Here is an 18,207-nt window from a genome sequence, read left to right as displayed (position 1 = left end):
TCGATTCAGGGTTGCGGCCCGGCGCTGCCGAGCTGGAAGGTCGGGGGCGGAATCTCGGCCAGGCATTTGGTGTCGAGCCGGGCCTCGGGTTTGTCGAGGAATTCGCGCATCAGGCGCGGCGCGCAGCCGAGCTGCGAGACGCCGTGGCCGGCGTTGGCCACCACCACGTGGTTCGCGCGGCGCATATGGCGCGCGGCCGCCTCGGCGCGGCGCGGCGCCGTGATCGGATCGAGCGCGCCCGAGAACAGCAGGGCCGGCGCCTCGATCATGGTCGGCGTCGCATGCGGCACGGCCGGCACGTTCATGGTCTTGCACATGGCGGGCATGCGGTCGGCCAGCGGGCGCGTGATGACGGCGTCCTCGTCCTTCATCAGGCTTGGCGTCATGTGCGGGACGTCCTCGGCGCAGACCACGGCCAGGTGCAGCAGGAAGGCGTTGCCGCCTTCGCCGGCGAAGTCGCCGCTCAGGTTCTGGCGCGCGATGAAGGGTTCCCAGCGGCCGCGGTAGGCGCTGTGGATCAGGAAGGGCAGGCGGCGCGCGTCGGCCGGGGAGTACAGGATGCTGTGCACGGTGCCGGCGAAACGCTGGCCGCTCATGGTGACGGTGACCGGCTGCGCGGTGCGCGGGTCGGTAATGGACAGCTTGATGCCGCCTTCGGCGCGCGCAGCCAGGCTGTCGAACTCGGCGCGCAGATTCGGATAGGCTTTATTGCAGCCCGCATCCTTCCTGCAGTGCTCGAACAGCTTGTCGAGCGCGGCCTGGCCGTCGCGGCCGCCGGCGGGAATGACCTGGTCGGGCGCGGCCACGGCATCCAGGATCAGGGCGCGCACGCTGTTCGGGAAGGCGCGCGCATAGGCCTGGCCGAGGCGGGTGCCGTAAGAGGCGCCGAAGACATTCACCTTGGCGTAGCCGAGCGCGCGCCGCACTTGTTCCAGGTCGCGCGCGGCGTTGGCGGTGGTGTAGGCGGCGAACGGGGCGCGGCTGTTCTTGATGCAGCGCTGGATTTCGGCTTCGAGTTCGGCGTCGCTCATCGTCTCGTGTTCGGGCCGTTCTTCGCAGCCGAGCCGGCCCGACAGGCCGGTGCCGCGCTGGTCGATGAAGACGATGTCGCGGGTGGCGCGTACGCGCCGGAAAGCGGTCGAGAGGGCGATCAGCACTTCGCTGCCGGCCTGGCCGGGGCCGCCGGCGAGCACGAACAGCGGATCGGCCTTGGCGCCTTCCCGGAACGCCGGGGCGACAGTGACGTGGATTTTCAGGCCGCCCGCCGCCGGCTTGCCATAGTCGAGCGGCACCGGGACGGCGATGCAGCGCAGCGCGCCTTCGGCGCCGGGCAGGTGGCAGGTACGCGCGGCGGGCTTGGCCGAAGGCGGCGCATTGGGCGCTTCGGGCGCGCCGGCCGCCGCCGCGCCGCCGGCGAACAGCAGCGCCAGCAGGGCGGGCAGGATGGAACGTGTTTTCACGAAGACTCCTCAGATAGTTGACTCATAGTAATTTGCTATCGTTTCTACAGTCAACCCATAGTTTCGCTGGAGAATGGTTGGGCCGAGTCTAGCCTCTAACGCAAGGAATTGATTGTTCCACGTCATGCCATCGCAGTGGCATTGGCGAGGAGGCATCGATGCCACAGGCCGGCATCGGCGCCTTGACCGGAAGTAGTCGGTTGAGGTATCATCGCTGGCTTTCCATTTGCTCTGGAAAAGATAATAAGGAAGAGTCCGCAGCAACAATTGCGGAACCGCCATTTGAGCAATTTACCTATTTTAGGAAGTCAACATGAAAACTTTTTCCGCTAAGGGCCATGAAGTCCAGCGCGACTGGTTCGTGATTGACGCGACGGACTTGGTCCTCGGACGTGTTGCCAGCGAAGTGGCACTCCGACTGCGCGGCAAACACAAGCCAGAATTCACTCCGCACGTCGATACCGGTGACTACATCGTCGTCGTCAACGCAGGCAAACTGCGCGTGACCGGCACGAAAGCCACCAACAAGACGTACTACCGTCACTCGGGCTACCCGGGCGGTATCTACGAAACCAACTTCCTGAAAATGCAACAGCGTTTCCCTGGCCGCGCCCTGGAAAAAGCTGTCAAAGGCATGCTGCCGAAGGGCCCGCTGGGCTATGCAATGATCAAGAAGCTGAAAGTGTACGCGGAAGGTACCCACCCGCACGCAGCACAGCAACCACAAGCACTGACCCTCTAAGGAACTGACATGATCGGTAACTACAACTACGGCACCGGCCGTCGCAAGAGTGCAGTCGCTCGCGTGTTCATCAAAGCCGGCACCGGCCTGATCGTCGTGAACGGCAAGCCTGCGAACGAATACTTCTCGCGCGAAACCGGCCTGATGGTCATCCGTCAGCCGCTGGAACTGACCGGCAACGTCGAACGTTTCGACATCAAGGTCAACGTGCATGGCGGCGGTGAGTCGGGCCAGGCTGGCGCCGTCCGTCACGGCATCACCCGCGCACTGATCGACTACGATGCAGGCCTCAAGGGCGACCTGGCACGTGCCGGTTTCGTCACCCGTGACGCCCGTGAAGTCGAGCGTAAGAAAGTCGGCCTGCGTAAAGCACGCCGCGCCAAGCAGTTCTCGAAGCGTTAATCGCTTCAAGCAGCTTCAAGCTGCTTACTGCTGGACAAGAAGCCGCCTCCGGGCGGCTTTTTTTATGCCTGTTGCAAATGCGAGTCAATTCATGTTGCGCTGCACAAGCGTTCGCTAGCGCACGGCCAAGACATGGTTCCCCAATTAAGCTAACCGGTTGGAAATGACGTGGGAGCAGCAAAGTGACGATCGGAACCAAACGAATCAGCCTCGGGCTGCAGGGTGGAGGCGCCTTCGGCGCCTTCGGTTGGGGTGTGCTCGACCGGTTGCTGGCCGAGGAGCGCCTGGAGATCGCCGCCATCAGCGGCACCAGCGCCGGCAGTGTGAACGCCGCCGTGCTGGCCGACGGCTATGCGCGTGGCGGCGGGCAGCAGGGTGCGCGCGCGGCACTCGAGCGCTTCTGGCACGGCCTGAGCGCGACCGCCGCGATGATCAGTCCGGTACGCCTGACACCGGTCGATTGGGCCATGGGCGGCACCAGCCTGGCAACATCTCCCGGTTACCAGCTGATGCAATTGTTTGCCGGCCTGCTTGCGCCGCCGGCCTCGCCGCTGAGCATGAACCCGTTGATTCCGGTGCTGGCCTCGCTGATCGATTTCGAACGTGTACGCGCCTGCGAGGAAATCGATCTTTTCATTCCCGCCACGAACATCCGCAGCGGCAAGGGGCGCATCTTCCGGCGCGCCGAACTCGACGCGCGCATGATCGCCGCCTCGGCCTGCCTGCCGTATGTGTTCGCGCCGGTCGTGATCGATGGCGAAGCCTATTGGGACGGCAGTTTCGTCGGCAATCCTTCGCTGTCGCCCCTGGTCAAGGACGGCCCGGCCGATATCGTCATCGTGCAGAACAATCCGGTGGCGCGTCCCGGCCTGCCGATGACGATGAGCGACGTTCAGAGCCGCACCAGCGAGATCGCCTTCAACGTCGCGTTCGTGCGCGAAGTCGCCTCGATCCGCCACCTGGGCGGCCTGCCCGACGCCGAGGACAACGACCGCGTCCACGCGGCGGCGGTGCGCCTGCACCTGATCAGCGGTAACGAAACCCTGCAGCAACTGGACTTGTCGAGCAAGTTCAATACCGAGCTGCCTTTCCTGCTGCGCCTGCGTGCGCTCGGTGTGGAGACGGCGGAGCGCTGGCTGGCGCGGAACCTGGATCGGATCGGCAGGATGTCGACCATGGATCCGGTGCCGGTGCACGAGGCGGAGTTATTGACGGGGACGGGCGACTGATTGCCCGGCATGGAATATTTGCAGGAAGAGGGCAGGGTGCAAATATTCTTTGCAATGCCGCCTCCAGGACGTCCGCGCCACTGCGAATGGAATGGACTGTTAAAATTGCGGCCATCGTAAGATTTTCACATTCAAAGGAAAGAACATGATCAAAGTTGGCATCGTTGGCGGAACCGGTTACACGGGCGTGGAATTGCTGCGGCTGCTGGCCGTCCACCCCGATGTGGAGCTGACCGCGATCACCTCGCGCAAGGAAGACGGCCTGCCGGTGGCCGATATGTTCCCGTCGCTGCGCGGGCGCGTGAACCTGGCTTTCTCGGCGCCGGACAAGGCCGATCTCACCCAGTGCGACGTGGTGTTCTTCGCCACCCCGCACGGCGTGGCCATGGCGCAGGCGCCGGCCCTGCTGGCAGCCGGCGTGAAGGTCATCGACCTGGCCGCCGACTTCCGCCTGAAGGATCGCGCCAGCTTCGAAAAATGGTACAAGATCGAGCACACCGCGCCCGAGCTGATCGAGGAAGCCGTGTATGGCCTGCCTGAACTGAATCGCGAGGCCATCAAGGGCGCGCGCTTGATCGCCAATCCGGGCTGCTATCCGACCACGATGCAGCTGGGTTTCGTCCCGCTCTTGAAGGCCGGCCTGGTCGACGCCGGCAACCTGATCGCCGATGCGAAGTCGGGCGTCTCGGGCGCCGGCCGCAAGGCGGAGATCGGCACGTTGTTCTCGGAATCGAGCGACAATTTCAAGGCCTACGGCGTGGCCGGCCACCGCCACACCCCGGAAACCTCGGCCCAGCTGCAGCGCTATACCGACGACAAGGTCGGCCTGATCTTCACGCCGCACCTGGTGCCGATGATCCGCGGCATGCACGCCACGCTGTATGCGCGCCTGACGAAGGAAGTCACGGACGAGCAGCTGCAAGCCCTGTTCGAGGACACCTACAAGGATTCGCCTTTTGTCGACGTCATGCCCTTCGGCTCGCATCCGGAAACGCGCTCGACCCGCGGCTCGAACATGCTGCGCCTGGCCGTGCACCGTCCGGACGGCGGCAACACCGTCGTTATCCTGGTGGTGCAGGACAACCTGGTGAAAGGCGCCTCGGGCCAGGCCGTGCAGTGCATGAACCTGATGTTTGGCTTCGAAGAAACGACCGGGCTGCAGCAGATCGCACTGCTGCCTTGATCGAAAAGCGCGACGCTGTTGTGTTTCCAGCGTGCATTAATGGAACAGAGCTAGATCAAGGTGGCAACTGTTGAGAGCGGTAAATTGACCGATGCGCTGGTCGGTATTTTCCGATCCGCTTCATCTATCTCACAGGGGTGCCACCATGTTCGGTCGCAACGCAAAAAGCGAAATTGACAGCCTGATCGGCATCGCCGCCCGCATCGAAGGCGACCTGTGCTTCAGCGGCGGCTTGCGTATCGATGGCGAGGTACACGGCAACGTGATCGCCAGCGAGGGTGTGGACAGCGTGCTGATCGTGTCCGAGCACGCGCGCATCGAGGGGGAAGTACGCTGCGCCAACCTGGTGGTGAACGGTTTCATCGCCGGGTCGGTGCATTCGACGGAACTACTTGAATTACAGCCGAAAGGCCGCATTCATGGGGATGTCCATTACAAACTGCTGGAAATGCATGGTGGCGCCCTGGTGACGGGCAAGCTGACGCACCAGCCCACGGGCGAACCCGTGTTTCATCTGGCAGTGGCGGAGGCGTCGGGAGCATGAGCGGCGCGAACCGTCTATAATGGAATAAATTTGAATCCAATCAGGAGTTTATCCATGACCGCCGTGGCCGAAGCAGTTGACTTTGACACCATCCCTAGCCCCATCGTCTTCACCGACAGCGCTGCCCAGAAAGTGGCCCAGTTGATCGAGGAAGAAGGCAATCCCGACCTGAAGCTGCGCGTCTTCGTGCAAGGCGGCGGCTGCTCGGGTTTCCAGTACGGCTTTACCTTCGACGAAATCGTCAACGAAGACGACACCACCATGGAGAAGAACGGCGTGCAGCTGCTGATCGACTCGATGAGCTACCAGTACCTGGTCGGTGCCGAAATCGACTACAAGGACGACCTCGAAGGCGCCCAGTTCGTCATCAAGAACCCGAACGCCACCAGCACCTGCGGCTGCGGCTCGTCGTTCTCGGCGTAAGCGTGACGCGCAATCCGGCCTGGCCGGATGTCGCTACCAGATCCGGGCACTGCCCGGATTTGTTTTTTGTGGGCTGATGAGGTTTGTAGGGTGGGCACAAGCCCCCACCCTACCATTCAGGCGGGATATAACGCGCCCAGAATGCGCAGCCCCGCCGCTCCCGTCACGGCCGGCATATTGCCCGGCTGACGCCCATTGAACCGGTAGCCGAGCCAGGCAAACGCCAGCGCCTCGACCCGGTTCGGGGCGATGCCGAGCGCAGCGGTCGATTCCACCGGCGTCTTGCCGCCCAGCGCGGCGTGCAGGGCGCGCAGCAGGGCGCCATTGTAGGCGCCGCCGCCGCAGACATACACCGCCTCGGCCGCCACGCCTTCGTGCAGGATGGCGTCGGCGATCGTGCGCGCGGTGAGCATGGTCAGCGTCGCCTGTACGTCGGCGGCATCCAGGCCGGCAAAGCGCGCCAGCTTCTCGTCCAGCCATTTTATGTGGAACAGATCGCGTCCGGTGCTCTTCGGCGCCGGCTGGTGGAAATACGGCTCTTCCAGCAGCGCCGCGAGCAGGGCGGGGTCGACCACCCCGCTCGCGCCCCAGGCGCCGTCGGCATCGTATTCCTTCCCCTGGTGGCGCCCGATCCAGCCGTCCAGCAGCACATTCCCCGGCCCGGTGTCGTAACCGGTCACGCGGCCGTCGCCGTGCAGCACGCTGATGTTGCCGATGCCACCGATGTTCACCACCACCCGGGCGATTCCCGGCTTGCCGAACGCTGCCGCATGGAAGGCCGGCACCAGCGGCGCGCCCTGGCCGCCGGCGGCAATGTCGCGGCTGCGGAAGTCGGCGATCACGTCGATGCCGGTCAGTTCGGCCAGCAGCGACGGATTGTTCGTCTGCCGCGTAAACCCCAGCTCCGGGCGGTGGCGGATGGTTTGCCCGTGCACGGCCACGGCGGCGACCGGCCCCGGCGCCTGCGCCTTCAGTTGCGCGACGCAGGCGGCGTAGGCACGCGCCAGAGCGTTGGCGGCAATCGCCTCGCGTTCGATCTCGTTGGCGCCATTCGCCTGCAGCGCCATCAGCTCGGCGCGCAGCGCGGCGGGAAAGGGAACAAAGGCGGCGTCCAGGGTGCGGATCGCGCCGTTGTTGAAATCGGCGAGCACGCCGTCCACGCCGTCGAGGCTGGTGCCCGACATCAGGCCAATGTAGAGGGAAGAGGTCATCATGGGCTCATCATAAGGGAGGCAAGGGGGAGTCCCAAGTAAAAACGCCTTCCGTGCTCGCGCAGCGGAAGGCGTTTCAGGGGATGCGTCGGATGCTTAGCGGGCAGCCATGGCGTTGCCGCCCGGAGTCAGCAGCGAGAAGCGGTGTTTCATGTCCGCCGCGGCCATGCGGAAGCGGGCCATTTCACCGGCGTCCAGGGGAGCTGCCATCAGGTTCTTCAGCGAGTTCGGATCGCGGGCGACATTGGCGACGCGGAACTCGTAGTGCAGGTGGGCGCCGGTCGACCAGCCGGTCGAGCCGACATAGCCGATGATCTGGCCCTGGCTGACCTTGGCGCCTTTGCGCAGGCCGCTGCCGAAACGGCTCATGTGGGCGTAGGCGGTGCTGTAGTTCGACCAGTGCTTGATGACGACCATGTTGCCGTAGCCGCCGGAGACGCCGACCGACTCGACCGTACCGTCGCCCGCGGCGCGGATCGGGGTGCCGAGCGAAGCAGCGTAGTCGATGCCCTTATGCGCTTTCCACTGGCCCGAGATCGGGTGCACGCGGTTCGAGAAGCCCGACGAGACGCGCGAAAATTCCAGCGGCGACTTGAGGAAGGCTTTTTTCAGCGACTTGCCGTCCAGGCTATAGTAGCCGCCGTCCTTGGTGACCGGGTCTTCGAACCACACGGCCTGGTGGCTGACGCCACGATTGATGAACTCGCCCGCCAGGATGCGGCCGGTCTTGACCAGTTCGCCATCGAGCCAGAAGGTTTCGTAGACGACGTTGAAACGGTCGCCGCGCTTGAGGTCGCCGCGGAAGTCGATGTTGGTCGAGAACATCTTGACGATTTCGCCGACGATCGAATCCGGGATCGAACCGCCGTCGACGTTGGCGTCGGTGGCAGCGTAAAGGGAAGAGTTGACGATCTCGCGCGAACGCATTTCGACGCGGCGCTCGAGCTTGGCCGGGGCCTGGGAGGCCTTGAAGCCGTCGCCATCGCGTGCGATGGTGAGCGTCATCGGTGCGCTATTCTTGTCGGTCAGGGTGGCGCGCAGCGACAGCAGCTGGCCGTTCTCGTCGGTTTCGGCCTGCAGGCGCTTGCCGTTTTTCAGCGACAGGATGCGGCGGGCGAGTTTGTCCGAGCGGATGAAGTTCTGGGCCTGGGCATCGTTTACGCCGAGACGGCCGAGCATGGTGCCGACCGAGTCGCCCGAGCGCACGCGCTCTTCGTGGATGAATTGCTGCTCGTCCTGCTGGAGGGCGGCGATTTGATCGGACAGGTTAGGGAGGGCCAGGTTCTCGGCGACCGAGACGACCTGGACATCGCTGTCGTCCTGGACGACCGGGGCGGTCGCAACGGCGCCGAATGCGCACAGTGCGAGGGCCAGGGCGCCAGCGCCGACGATACGGGTCTTGCGACGCGTATTGGCGAGCTTGCCAGTGATTTTATAGATAGGGTTCATGCAATCAGTTAAAATTTACCGCTTGAACTTAGCACTACTATTTTTCTTGTTGTTTTAAAAAGTTTTCATGCGGCAAGATTGATGGGATCGAGCATTGTACCAAAATATCGCGTCCTACAACCGTTTTAGCCAATTTCCTACAAAGAATTTATGACAGACTCTGCGTCTTGTAGTAGTAACAACTCCGTTTCCAAGCTCCAATTACCGTTGTCCGACAAGGTTCAGGAAGCGCTCGCCATCACCAAACGCGGCGTCGACGAACTCCTGATCGAAAGCGAATTCATCCAAAAGCTGGTGCGCTCGGAAAAGACCGGCACGCCCCTGCGCATCAAGCTGGGCCTGGATCCGACCGCCCCCGACCTGCACCTGGGCCACACCGTGGTGCTGAACAAGCTGCGCCAGCTCCAGAACCTGGGCCACCAGGTGATCTTCCTCATCGGCGACTTCACCTCGATGATCGGCGATCCGTCGGGCCGCAACGTCACGCGCCCGCCGCTGACCCGCGAGCAGGTCGAGGAAAACGCCATGACCTATTTCCGTCAGGCTTCCCTGGTGCTCGACGCCGAGCGCACCGAGATGCGCTACAACTCCGAGTGGTGCGACCCGCTCGGCGCACGCGGGATGATTCAACTGGCCTCGCGCTACACCGTTGCCCGCATGATGGAACGCGACGACTTCACCAAGCGCTACAAGAGTGGGACTCCGATTGCCGTGCATGAGTTCCTTTATCCGTTGATGCAAGGCTATGATTCGGTCGCTTTGAAATCAGACCTTGAGCTAGGTGGAACGGATCAGAAATTCAACTTGCTTGTTGGCCGCGAATTACAGAAGGACTATGGCCAGGAGCCGCAGTGCATTCTGACCATGCCATTGCTCGAAGGCCTGGACGGCGTCGAGAAGATGTCGAAGTCGAAGAACAACTACATCGGCATCACCGAGGCGCCGAACACGATGTTCGCCAAGCTGATGAGCATTTCCGACGTCATGATGTGGCGCTATTTCGAGCTGCTGTCCTTCCGTTCGCTCGACGACATCGCCGCCTTGAAGGCCGCGGTCGAGGGCGGCGCCAACCCGCGCGACGCCAAAGTGGCGCTGGGCCAGGAAATCGTCACGCGCTTCCATTCGGCCGGGGCTGCCCAGGACGCGCTGGCCGACTTCGTCAACCGCTCGAAAGGCGGCATTCCGGACGACGTGCCGGAAGTGGCAGTGGCCGGTGCTCCCCTGGGCGTAGCCCAGTTGCTGAAAGCGGCCGGCCTGTGCGCCTCGACCTCGGAAGCCATGCGCATGGTCGACCAGGGCGGCGTGCGCATCGACGGCGACGTGGTGTCGGATAAAAATCTGAAAGTTGAAGCCGGCCAGTTCGTCATGCAAGTGGGCAAGCGCAAGTTCGCGCGCGTGACCTTCACGGCATGATCGGCCTCCTGCAACGCGTCAGCCACGCCAGCGTCGTGGTCGACGGCGCCACGGTCGGCGCCATTGGAGGCGGTCTGATGGTGCTGGTGTGCGCGGAGAAGGGCGATACCGAGCGCGAGGCGGACGCCCTGCTGGCCAAGCTGCTGGGCTACCGGGTGTTTTCCGACGCGGCCGGCAAGATGAACCGCAGCGTGACCGACACCGAAGGCGCGCTGCTGCTCGTGCCCCAGTTCACGCTGGCGGCCGACACCCGCTCCGGCACCCGTCCGTCGTTCTCGCCCGCGGCCAGCCCCGAGGATGGGCGCCGCCTGTTCGATTATTTCGTGCGCCAGGCAAGGGCGCGCCATGGCAAAGTTGAAACCGGTCAATTTGGCGCAGACATGAAGGTGAGCCTGACGAACGATGGTCCGGTGACCATCTGGCTGCGTGTTGATCCGGTCGTTGTTTCGCGTTGAAACCCGTACCGCCGCGCGCGGTCAATACTTACTGGGGAGGCCGAGTGGAGTCGAAGATGAAAATCTGGAGTGATTCGTTTACCGAAGGCGGCATGATTCCGCCGGAATGCGCATTCGCGGTCATCGACCCGGCCACGCACGTGCGTTTATCGAACAACCGCAATCCCCACCTGGCCTGGGACGAAGTGCCGGCCGGCACCCAGTCGCTGGTGATCCTGTGCGTGGATGGCGATGCCCCCTCCGACGGTACCGATGTCAACAAGGAAGGGCGCAGCGTGCCCGATTCGCTCAAGCGCGCCGATTTCTATCACTGGGCGCTGGTCGACATTCCGCCCAGCCTGAAGTCCATCGACGAAGGGCAGTTCTCCGACATGGTCACGCCCGGCGGCAAGAGCGGCCCGAACGTTTCCTTCCTGGTGAAAAACGGCACCGAACACCAGCTGCGCCAGGGCATCAACGACTATACCGGCTGGTTCGCGGCCGATCCCACCATGGCCGGCGAGTACTTCGGCTACGACGGCCCATGCCCGCCATGGAACGACGAGCGCGTTCACACTTATGTGTTTACAATCTATGCGCTCGACATCCCGCAGTTTCCACTCGAGGGCAACTTCACCTGCGCCGAGGCGCGGCTGGCGCTGACCGGCCATATCCTCGACGAAGCGCAGATCTTCGGCGTCTATTCGCTCAATCCCGAGATCGCGCCGACGCTGTCCACCTGAATCCCCGCCCGGACAACCGGGCGCTACCGAACCGCATGCACAACGACACCCCCACCCGGATCGTCCTGATCCGTCACGGCGAAACCGCCTGGAACGCCGAACGCCGCCTGCAAGGCCACCTCGATATCGACCTCAACGAAGAAGGGCAGCGCCAGGCGCGCGCCCTGGCCGCAGCCCTGGCCAACGAACGCTTCGACGTGCTCGTCTCGAGCGACCTGGCGCGCGCCAGCGAGACGGCCAAGGCGCTGGGAGACCTCAGCGGCCAGCCCCTCTATATAGATGGCCGCCTGCGCGAGCGCTGCTATGGCGGTTTCGAGGGCATGCTGTACGCCGACATCGCTGAGCGTTTCCCGAAGGAGTTCGCGGCCTGGCAGGGGCGCGATGTCGATGCCCAGCTGCCGCCGGGGCAGAACCAGGGAGAGACCTTCCGCGCATTTTACGAACGCGTGACGGGCGCCGTGCTGGGCTGGGCGGCGGACAATCCCGGCAAATCGCTGGCCATCGTCGCCCATGGCGGCGTGCTCGAGTGCATCTACCGCGCCGCCCTGAACCTGCCGCTGGAGACGCCGCGCGATTTCAAGGTGCTCAATGCGAGCATCAACCGGTTTATCGTGCGCGATGGCAAGCTGGAGCTGGTGAGCTGGGGTGAGGTCGCGCATTTGCAGCCCGCAGTGCTCGACGACGTTTGAAGCTTGGTTTTGTAGGGGTGGGCGATGCCAATGGCATCGCCTACAGCATCACCGGGCTCTCCGAGCCCACGCGGTGCGGCGGCTAATCAGCCAGACATTCTCCGTACGTTTCGATAGGCATGCGTGCGTAACGCGTGGACTCGAGAGTCCACCCTACGGTGCGCGACTGCCACGGGCGAGTTCGAGCTCGTCCAATTGCTTAAGCCAATCCACATGCCAATTGGGTAATCCCTAAGCAATTCTTTTCCTTTTGTCTACACCGAATTATCCCGTTCGCGACAGTTTGGAAAAAATATTGCCCGTAAATTGAGCAGCAGTTCAGGTAAAATAGCGGGTTCCCGTCCATTCTTATCCTCTTCCCGCTGTGCAAATCGGCCCTTATACACTACGCAATAACGTCTTCGTCGCCCCCATGGCCGGCGTGACCGACCGTCCGTTCCGCCAGCTGTGCAAGCAGCTCGGGGCGGGCTATGCGGTGTCCGAGATGGCGGCATCGAATCCGCGCCTGTGGGCCAGCGAAAAGACCAGCCGCCGCACCGATCACGCGGGCGAGATGGAGCCGAAGGCGGTGCAGATCGCCGGCGCCGACCCGCAAGACCTGGCCGATTGCGCCCGCCATAACGTCGAGCGCGGCGCCCAGATCATCGACATCAACATGGGGTGTCCGGTGAAAAAGGTGTGCAACAGCTGGTGCGGTTCGGCCTTGCTGCAGCACGAAGACCTGGTCGAGCGCATCCTGCACGCGGTGGTGGCGGCGGTGGACGTGCCGGTGACCCTGAAATTCCGTACCGGCTGGGATCGCCAAAACAAGAATGCGTTGACCATTGCACGCATGGCCGAACAGGCCGGCATCCAGATGCTGACCCTGCACGGCCGCACCCGTGCCGACGGCTACAAGGGAGAGGCCGAATACGACACGATCCGCGCCGTGAAGGCGGCGGTCGGCATTCCCGTGGTCGCCAACGGCGACATCACGACCCCGGAAAAGGCGAAATTTGTGCTCGACTACACGGGCGCGGATGCCGTCATGATCGGCCGCGCCGCGCAAGGACGGCCCTGGATCTGCCGCGAGATCGACCACTACCTGCGCACCGGCGAGCACCTGCCGGCGCCGCTGGTGGAAGAAGTGCGCGCCCTGATGAACGAACACCTGCCGGCGCATTACGCCTTTTATGGCGACTACATCGGCGTGCGCAGCGCGCGCAAGCACATCGGCTGGTATGTCGAGGACTTGCCGGGCGGCGAGGAATTCCGCCAGCAAATGAACCTGCTGGAATCGACTGCCGAGCAACTCGCAGCTGTCGATAATTTTTTTGAATCGCAACTTCGTCATGGCGAGCGGTTACAATACCGGCCCGCATCGAATGTCGAAGAAGCAATTGCGGCATAAAAACTAGTACAACTAGTAAAACAACAAGAACGATTTGGGGACACCGCCTGCACAACGGGCGGAGCAATCACTAACCAGGATGAAGCAGCAGACATGAGCAAAGAGAGTATCCAGGAAGTTGTCCAGAAGAGCCTCGAGGACTATTTCAATGACCTGGGCGAGCAGAAGCCGACGAACATCTACGACATGATGGTGATGACCGTCGAGAAGCCGATCCTCGAAGTGGTGATGACGCGTGCCGACGGCAACCAGTCGCATGCGGCCCAGATGCTGGGCATCAACCGCAATACCTTGCGCAAGAAGCTGCAAGAGCACGGACTGCTCTAAGTTTTATTCCGACACGCGTGGCCGCGTCGGCGCGGCGAACAAAGCGCGCGCCGGAATTCCGACCAGAATTCTCATCAACCAGTGGCCACCCCATGATCAAACAAGCTCTCATTTCCGTCTCCGACAAGACCGGCGTGCTCGACTTTGCGCGCGCCCTGTCCGCGCTCGGCGTCAACATCCTGTCCACCGGCGGCACCGCCAAGCTGCTGCAAGACAATGGTGTGCCGGTGACGGAAGTTGCCGACTACACCGGCTTCCCGGAAATGCTCGACGGCCGTGTGAAAACCCTGCACCCGAAGGTACATGGCGGCATCCTCGCGCGCCGCGATTTCCCCGAGCACGTGTCCAAGCTGGAAGAGCACGGTATTCCGCAGATCGACATGGTCGTGGTCAACCTGTACCCCTTCCAGGCCACCGTCGCCAAGGATGACTGCTCGCTGGAAGATGCGATCGAGAACATCGACATCGGCGGCCCGACCATGCTGCGCTCGGCCGCCAAGAACCACCGCGACGTGGTCGTCATCTGCGACCCGAGCGACTACGGCGTCGTGCTGGCTGAAATGAAGGGCACCGGACAAAGCGCCGGCGCCGTGAGCTACGACACCAAATTCCGCCTGGCCAAGAAAGTGTTCAGCCACACCGCCCAGTACGACGGCGCGATCACGAACTATCTGACCAGCCTGGGCGAGGACAAGGCCCACGCGACGCGCTCGTCCTATCCGCAGACCATCAACATGGCCTTCGAAAAAGTGCAGGACATGCGCTATGGCGAGAACCCGCACCAGGGCGCCGCCTTCTACCGTGATGTCGCCGCTGTCGATGGCGCGCTGGCGAACTACCGCCAGCTGCAGGGCAAGGAACTCTCGTACAACAACATCGCCGATGCCGACGCGGCCTGGGAATGCGTCAAGTCGCTGGGAGGCTTCCAGCATCCGGCCGGCTGCGTGATCGTCAAGCACGCCAACCCGTGCGGCGTGGCGATCGGCGCCGACGCGCTCGACGCCTATACCCGCGCCCTGCAGACCGATCCGACCTCGGCCTTCGGCGGCATCATCGCCTTCAACGTCGAAGTCGACGGCCGCGCGGCCGAGGCGCTGGCGAAACTGTTCGTCGAAGTGCTGATCGCGCCGTCGTTCACCGCCGAAGCACGCCAGATCATGGCGGCCAAGCAGAACGTGCGCCTGCTGGAAATCGCCCTCGGCGCTGGCCAGAACCCGTACGACGTCAAGCGCGTCGGCGGCGGCCTGCTGGTGCAGGCGCCGGACGCGAAAAACGTGGGTCTGGGCGACCTGCGCGTGGTCAGCAAGAAGCAGCCGACTCCGCAGCAACTGCAGGATCTGATGTTCGCCTGGCGCGTGGCGAAATTCGTGAAATCGAACGCCATTGTCTTCTGTGGCAACGGCATGACCCTGGGTGTCGGGGCAGGGCAGATGAGCCGCATCGACTCGGCCCGCATCGCCTCGATCAAGGCGCAAAACGCCGGCCTGTCGCTTGCCGGTTCGGCCGTGGCGTCGGACGCCTTCTTCCCGTTCCGCGACGGCCTCGATGTCGTGGTCGACGCCGGCGCGACCTGCGTGATTCACCCGGGCGGCTCGATGCGCGACCAGGAAGTGATCGACGCGGCGGACGAGCGTGGTGTCGTCATGCTCTACACCGGGACGCGTCACTTCCGCCATTAATTTCGTAGGGTGGGCGCCCTGTGCCCACCATCATGCCGCGTTACCACATCGTTCGGTGGGCACGGGGCGCCCACCCTACGGTTGCGCAAACCCTACCTCAACTGTGTTTTTACACAGTATTTTTCCCACGAACGTTGCTGGCCGGTATAACATTCGATAATGATTATCCTCGGCATCGACCCAGGCCTGCGCACCACCGGCTTTGGGGTTATTGAAAAACATGGCAGCAAACTGCGCTACATCGCCTCGGGCACCATCAAGACCGGCCTGGAGGGGGCGCTGCCGCCGCGCCTGAAGATCATCCTCGACGGCGTGCGCGAAGTCGTGGCCACTTATGGCCCGCAGTGCGCGGCCATCGAAAAAGTGTTCGTCAACGTCAATCCGCAATCGACCCTGCTGCTAGGCCAGGCGCGCGGCGCCGCGATCAGCGCGCTGGTCGGCTTCGACCTCGACGTGGCGGAATATTCGCCGACCCAGATCAAGCAATCCGTCGTCGGCACCGGCAAGGCCGCCAAGCCGCAGGTGCAGGACATGGTCGCGCGCCTGCTTAAATTGCCCGGCCTGCCCGGCAGCGATGCGGCCGATGCGCTTGGCGTCGCCATCTGCCATGCCCACAGCCACGACACGCTGGCGCTGCTCAATGTGCTGAGCCCGCAGAAGGGGGCGCTGCGCATGAAGAACGGGCGTCTCGTCTAACCAAACACAACAAGAAGGCCAACCATGATCGGTCGCATTTCCGGAATCCTGCTCGACAAAACGCCGCCGCAACTGCTGGTCGACTGCAATGGCGTCGGCTATGAAGTCGACGTGCCGATGAGCACCTATTACAACCTGCCGCACACGGGCGAGAAGGTGGTGCTGTTCACCCACCAGGCGATCCGCGAGGACGCCCACCTGCTGTTCGGCTTCGGCACGGCCAGCGAGCGCGCCTTGTTCCGCCAGCTGATCAAGATCACCGGCGTTGGCGCGCGCACCGCGCTGGCGATCCTGTCGGGCATGACGGTGGCCGACCTGTCGCAGGCGGTCACCCTGCAGGAGTCGGGGCGCCTGGTGAAAATCCCGGGCATCGGCAAGAAGACGGCCGAGCGCCTGCTGCTGGAACTGAAGGGCAAGCTCGGCGCCGACATCGGCGTGGTCGGCGGCGCGCCGCGCGACGACACCCAATCGGACGTGCTCAATGCCCTGCTGGCTTTGGGGTATTCTGACAAGGAAGCCCTGCTGGCGACCAAGAACCTGCCGGCCGGCTCGACCGTTTCCGACGGCATCAAGTTCGCATTGAAAGCCTTGTCCAAGGGCTGACGCGCACCGTAGCAACCAGAGATTGAATAATGAGCATCCAGACCGACAACTTCACCGAGCAGCGGGTCATCGATTCCGCCCCGGCCTCGCCCAACGAGGAGGCGATCGAGCGCGCCTTGCGCCCGAAGCAGCTCGACGAATACGTCGGCCAGGAAAAGATCCGCGACCAGCTCGAGATTTTCATTTCCGCCGCGAGAAAGCGGCGCGAAGCGCTCGACCACACGCTGCTGTTCGGCCCGCCGGGCCTGGGTAAAACCACGCTGGCCCACATCATCGCGCGCGAGATGGGCGTCAACCTGCGCCAGACCTCCGGCCCGGTGCTGGAGCGTCCGGGCGACCTGGCGGCCATTCTCACCAATCTCGAACCGAACGACGTGCTGTTCATCGACGAGATTCACCGTCTCTCTCCGGTGGTGGAAGAGATCCTGTATCCGGCGCTCGAGGACTACCAGATCGACATCGTGATCGGCGAGGGCCCGGCCGCGCGGTCCGTAAAACTCGACCTGCAGCCCTTCACGCTGGTCGGGGCGACGACGCGCGCGGGCATGCTGACCAATCCGCTGCGCGACCGCTTCGGCATCGTCGCCCGCCTCGAGTTCTATAACGTCGCGGAGCTGACCAAGATCGTCACCCGCAGCGCGGCCCTGCTCGAAGCGCCGATCAAGGAAGACGGCGCGCGCGAAGTCGCGATGCGTGCACGCGGCACGCCGCGTATCGCCAACCGCCTGCTGCGCCGCGTGCGCGACTATGCGGAAGTGAAGGGCACCGGCGAGATCACGATGGAGATGGCCGACCGTGCCTTGAAAATGCTCGACGTCGACTCGGTCGGCTTCGACGTCATGGACCGCAAGCTGCTCGAAGCGGTGCTCTTCAAATTCGGCGGCGGCCCGGTCGGCATCGGCAACCTGGCGGCGGCCATCGGCGAAGCGGCCGACACCATCGAAGACGTGCTCGAACCCTACCTGATCCAGCAGGGCTACCTGCAGCGCACCCCGCGCGGGCGCATCGCCACACCGGCCGCCTACCAGCACTTTGGCGTCGCCGCGCCACGCATCAGTCCCACGGGCGACCTGTGGGACAATTTACGATGAGCCTTCGGTGATGCAGATCTGGGTCGACGCCGACGCCTGCCCGGCCGTCATCAAGGACATCCTCTACCGCGTTGCCGAGCGCACGCAGATCCAGGTCACGCTGGTGGCGAACCAGTTGCTGCGCGTGCCAGGTTCGAAATTCATCCGCTCGGTCCAGGTGCCGAGCGGCGCCGACGTGGCCGATGCCGAGATCGTCGAGCGCCTGCATCCGGGCGACCTGGTCGTCACCGGCGACATCCCGCTGGCGGCGCAGGTGCTGGAGAAGGGCGGCTTCGCCCTCAATCCGCGCGGCGACTTTTATACGAAGGACACCATCGCCCAGCAGCTGACGATGCGCGCCTTCATGGAAGAGCTGCGCAGCGGCGGCGTCGACACCGGCGGCCCGCCCGCCTTCAGCCAGTCCGACCGCCAGCAGTTCGCCAACGCCCTCGACCGCCACCTGGCGCGGCACCGTCCGCGTAGTTAATCTCATGGGTGACATTTGTCACCCAAACTGATG

20 protein-coding genes are annotated in these 18,207 nt (G+C 63.6%); 17 read left to right on the top strand and 3 right to left on the bottom strand.

From position 1 onward, the window contains the following. Positions 1–5: 5 nt before the first annotated feature. A complete protein-coding gene (locus tag ASF77_RS10810) occupies positions 6–1,460 on the bottom strand; it encodes an alpha/beta fold hydrolase (RefSeq protein WP_056338865.1) in 1,455 nt (484 codons plus the stop codon). Positions 1,461–1,773: 313 nt separating this feature from the next. Here ASF77_RS10810 and rplM point away from each other — a divergent pair, with 313 nt between their 5' ends. From rplM to erpA, 6 genes are all read left to right on the top strand, one after another. Further along, positions 1,774–2,202, top strand: coding sequence for a 50S ribosomal protein L13 (gene rplM, locus ASF77_RS10805; RefSeq protein WP_056338863.1), 429 nt, complete (start codon positions 1,774–1,776; stop codon positions 2,200–2,202). Between the two features lie 9 nt (positions 2,203–2,211). After that, positions 2,212–2,604, top strand: a complete 393-nt coding sequence (rpsI, locus tag ASF77_RS10800; protein ID WP_027865814.1) for a 30S ribosomal protein S9 — start codon at positions 2,212–2,214, stop codon at positions 2,602–2,604. Between the two features lie 182 nt (positions 2,605–2,786). Next, entirely contained in the window at positions 2,787–3,833 is a 1,047-nt protein-coding gene (locus tag ASF77_RS10795) for a patatin-like phospholipase family protein (RefSeq protein ID WP_229445378.1), read from the top strand. A gap of 145 nt (positions 3,834–3,978) precedes the next feature. Further along, positions 3,979–5,016, top strand: a complete 1,038-nt coding sequence (argC, locus tag ASF77_RS10790) for an N-acetyl-gamma-glutamyl-phosphate reductase (protein WP_056338862.1) — start codon at positions 3,979–3,981, stop codon at positions 5,014–5,016. A 145-nt stretch (positions 5,017–5,161) separates the two neighbouring features. Next, entirely contained in the window at positions 5,162–5,560 is a 399-nt protein-coding gene (locus tag ASF77_RS10785) for a polymer-forming cytoskeletal protein (RefSeq protein ID WP_056338860.1), read from the top strand. 54 nt (positions 5,561–5,614) lie between these two features. Then, positions 5,615–5,983 carry an iron-sulfur cluster insertion protein ErpA gene (erpA, locus tag ASF77_RS10780; RefSeq protein ID WP_056338858.1) on the top strand — a complete coding sequence of 123 codons (369 nt, stop codon included), beginning with the start codon at positions 5,615–5,617 and terminating at the stop codon, positions 5,981–5,983. A 116-nt stretch (positions 5,984–6,099) separates the two neighbouring features. On the opposite strand, the gene ASF77_RS10775 is transcribed toward erpA, so the two are convergent. Together ASF77_RS10775 and ASF77_RS10770 are read right to left on the bottom strand one after the other, a co-directional pair. After that, the gene (locus ASF77_RS10775) at positions 6,100–7,197 is read right to left on the bottom strand and encodes an anhydro-N-acetylmuramic acid kinase (RefSeq protein WP_056338856.1); all 1,098 of its coding nucleotides are present in this window, start codon (positions 7,195–7,197) and stop codon (positions 6,100–6,102) included. A 93-nt stretch (positions 7,198–7,290) separates the two neighbouring features. Further along, positions 7,291–8,643 carry a peptidoglycan DD-metalloendopeptidase family protein gene (locus ASF77_RS10770; protein WP_056338855.1) on the bottom strand — a complete coding sequence of 451 codons (1,353 nt, stop codon included), beginning with the start codon at positions 8,641–8,643 and terminating at the stop codon, positions 7,291–7,293. 150 nt (positions 8,644–8,793) lie between these two features. On the opposite strand from ASF77_RS10770, the gene tyrS reads away from it, so the two are divergent. From tyrS to ASF77_RS10715, 11 genes are all read left to right on the top strand, one after another. After that, positions 8,794–10,056, top strand: a complete 1,263-nt coding sequence (gene tyrS, locus ASF77_RS10765; RefSeq protein ID WP_056338853.1) for a tyrosine--tRNA ligase — start codon at positions 8,794–8,796, stop codon at positions 10,054–10,056. Next, positions 10,053–10,511: a D-aminoacyl-tRNA deacylase gene (gene dtd / locus ASF77_RS10760; RefSeq protein WP_056338851.1), complete on the top strand. Its 459-nt coding sequence runs from the start codon at positions 10,053–10,055 to the stop codon at positions 10,509–10,511. The genes tyrS and dtd overlap by 4 nt, the downstream gene beginning before the upstream one ends. A gap of 56 nt (positions 10,512–10,567) precedes the next feature. Further along, positions 10,568–11,233, top strand: coding sequence for a YbhB/YbcL family Raf kinase inhibitor-like protein (locus ASF77_RS10755; protein ID WP_056338848.1), 666 nt, complete (start codon positions 10,568–10,570; stop codon positions 11,231–11,233). Between the two features lie 35 nt (positions 11,234–11,268). Then, on the top strand, positions 11,269–11,922 hold the full coding sequence (locus ASF77_RS10750) for a histidine phosphatase family protein (protein ID WP_056338846.1): 654 nt from the start codon (positions 11,269–11,271) through the stop codon (positions 11,920–11,922). Between the two features lie 364 nt (positions 11,923–12,286). Beyond that, positions 12,287–13,312 (top strand): tRNA dihydrouridine synthase DusB, encoded by a 1,026-nt coding sequence (gene dusB / locus ASF77_RS10745; protein ID WP_082493704.1) that lies wholly within the window; start codon positions 12,287–12,289, stop codon positions 13,310–13,312. Positions 13,313–13,405: 93 nt separating this feature from the next. Further along, positions 13,406–13,639, top strand: a complete 234-nt coding sequence (locus ASF77_RS10740) for a helix-turn-helix domain-containing protein (protein WP_056338842.1) — start codon at positions 13,406–13,408, stop codon at positions 13,637–13,639. A gap of 92 nt (positions 13,640–13,731) precedes the next feature. Further along, positions 13,732–15,318 (top strand): bifunctional phosphoribosylaminoimidazolecarboxamide formyltransferase/IMP cyclohydrolase, encoded by a 1,587-nt coding sequence (gene purH, locus ASF77_RS10735; RefSeq protein ID WP_056338840.1) that lies wholly within the window; start codon positions 13,732–13,734, stop codon positions 15,316–15,318. Between the two features lie 159 nt (positions 15,319–15,477). Beyond that, the gene (gene ruvC / locus ASF77_RS10730) at positions 15,478–16,014 is read left to right on the top strand and encodes a crossover junction endodeoxyribonuclease RuvC (protein WP_056338838.1); all 537 of its coding nucleotides are present in this window, start codon (positions 15,478–15,480) and stop codon (positions 16,012–16,014) included. 24 nt (positions 16,015–16,038) lie between these two features. After that, positions 16,039–16,617 (top strand): Holliday junction branch migration protein RuvA, encoded by a 579-nt coding sequence (gene ruvA, locus ASF77_RS10725; RefSeq protein ID WP_056338836.1) that lies wholly within the window; start codon positions 16,039–16,041, stop codon positions 16,615–16,617. A 29-nt stretch (positions 16,618–16,646) separates the two neighbouring features. Continuing rightward, entirely contained in the window at positions 16,647–17,708 is a 1,062-nt protein-coding gene (gene ruvB / locus ASF77_RS10720; protein WP_056338834.1) for a Holliday junction branch migration DNA helicase RuvB, read from the top strand. A 10-nt stretch (positions 17,709–17,718) separates the two neighbouring features. Beyond that, entirely contained in the window at positions 17,719–18,174 is a 456-nt protein-coding gene (locus tag ASF77_RS10715; RefSeq protein WP_056338832.1) for a YaiI/YqxD family protein, read from the top strand. Positions 18,175–18,207 lie beyond the last annotated feature (33 nt).

It is taken from the genome of Massilia sp. Leaf139 (assembly GCF_001424165.1).
In the GTDB taxonomy this organism is placed as follows: Bacteria; Pseudomonadota; Gammaproteobacteria; order Burkholderiales; family Burkholderiaceae_D; genus Telluria.
This window is presented reverse-complemented; position numbering and strand designations above follow the sequence as displayed.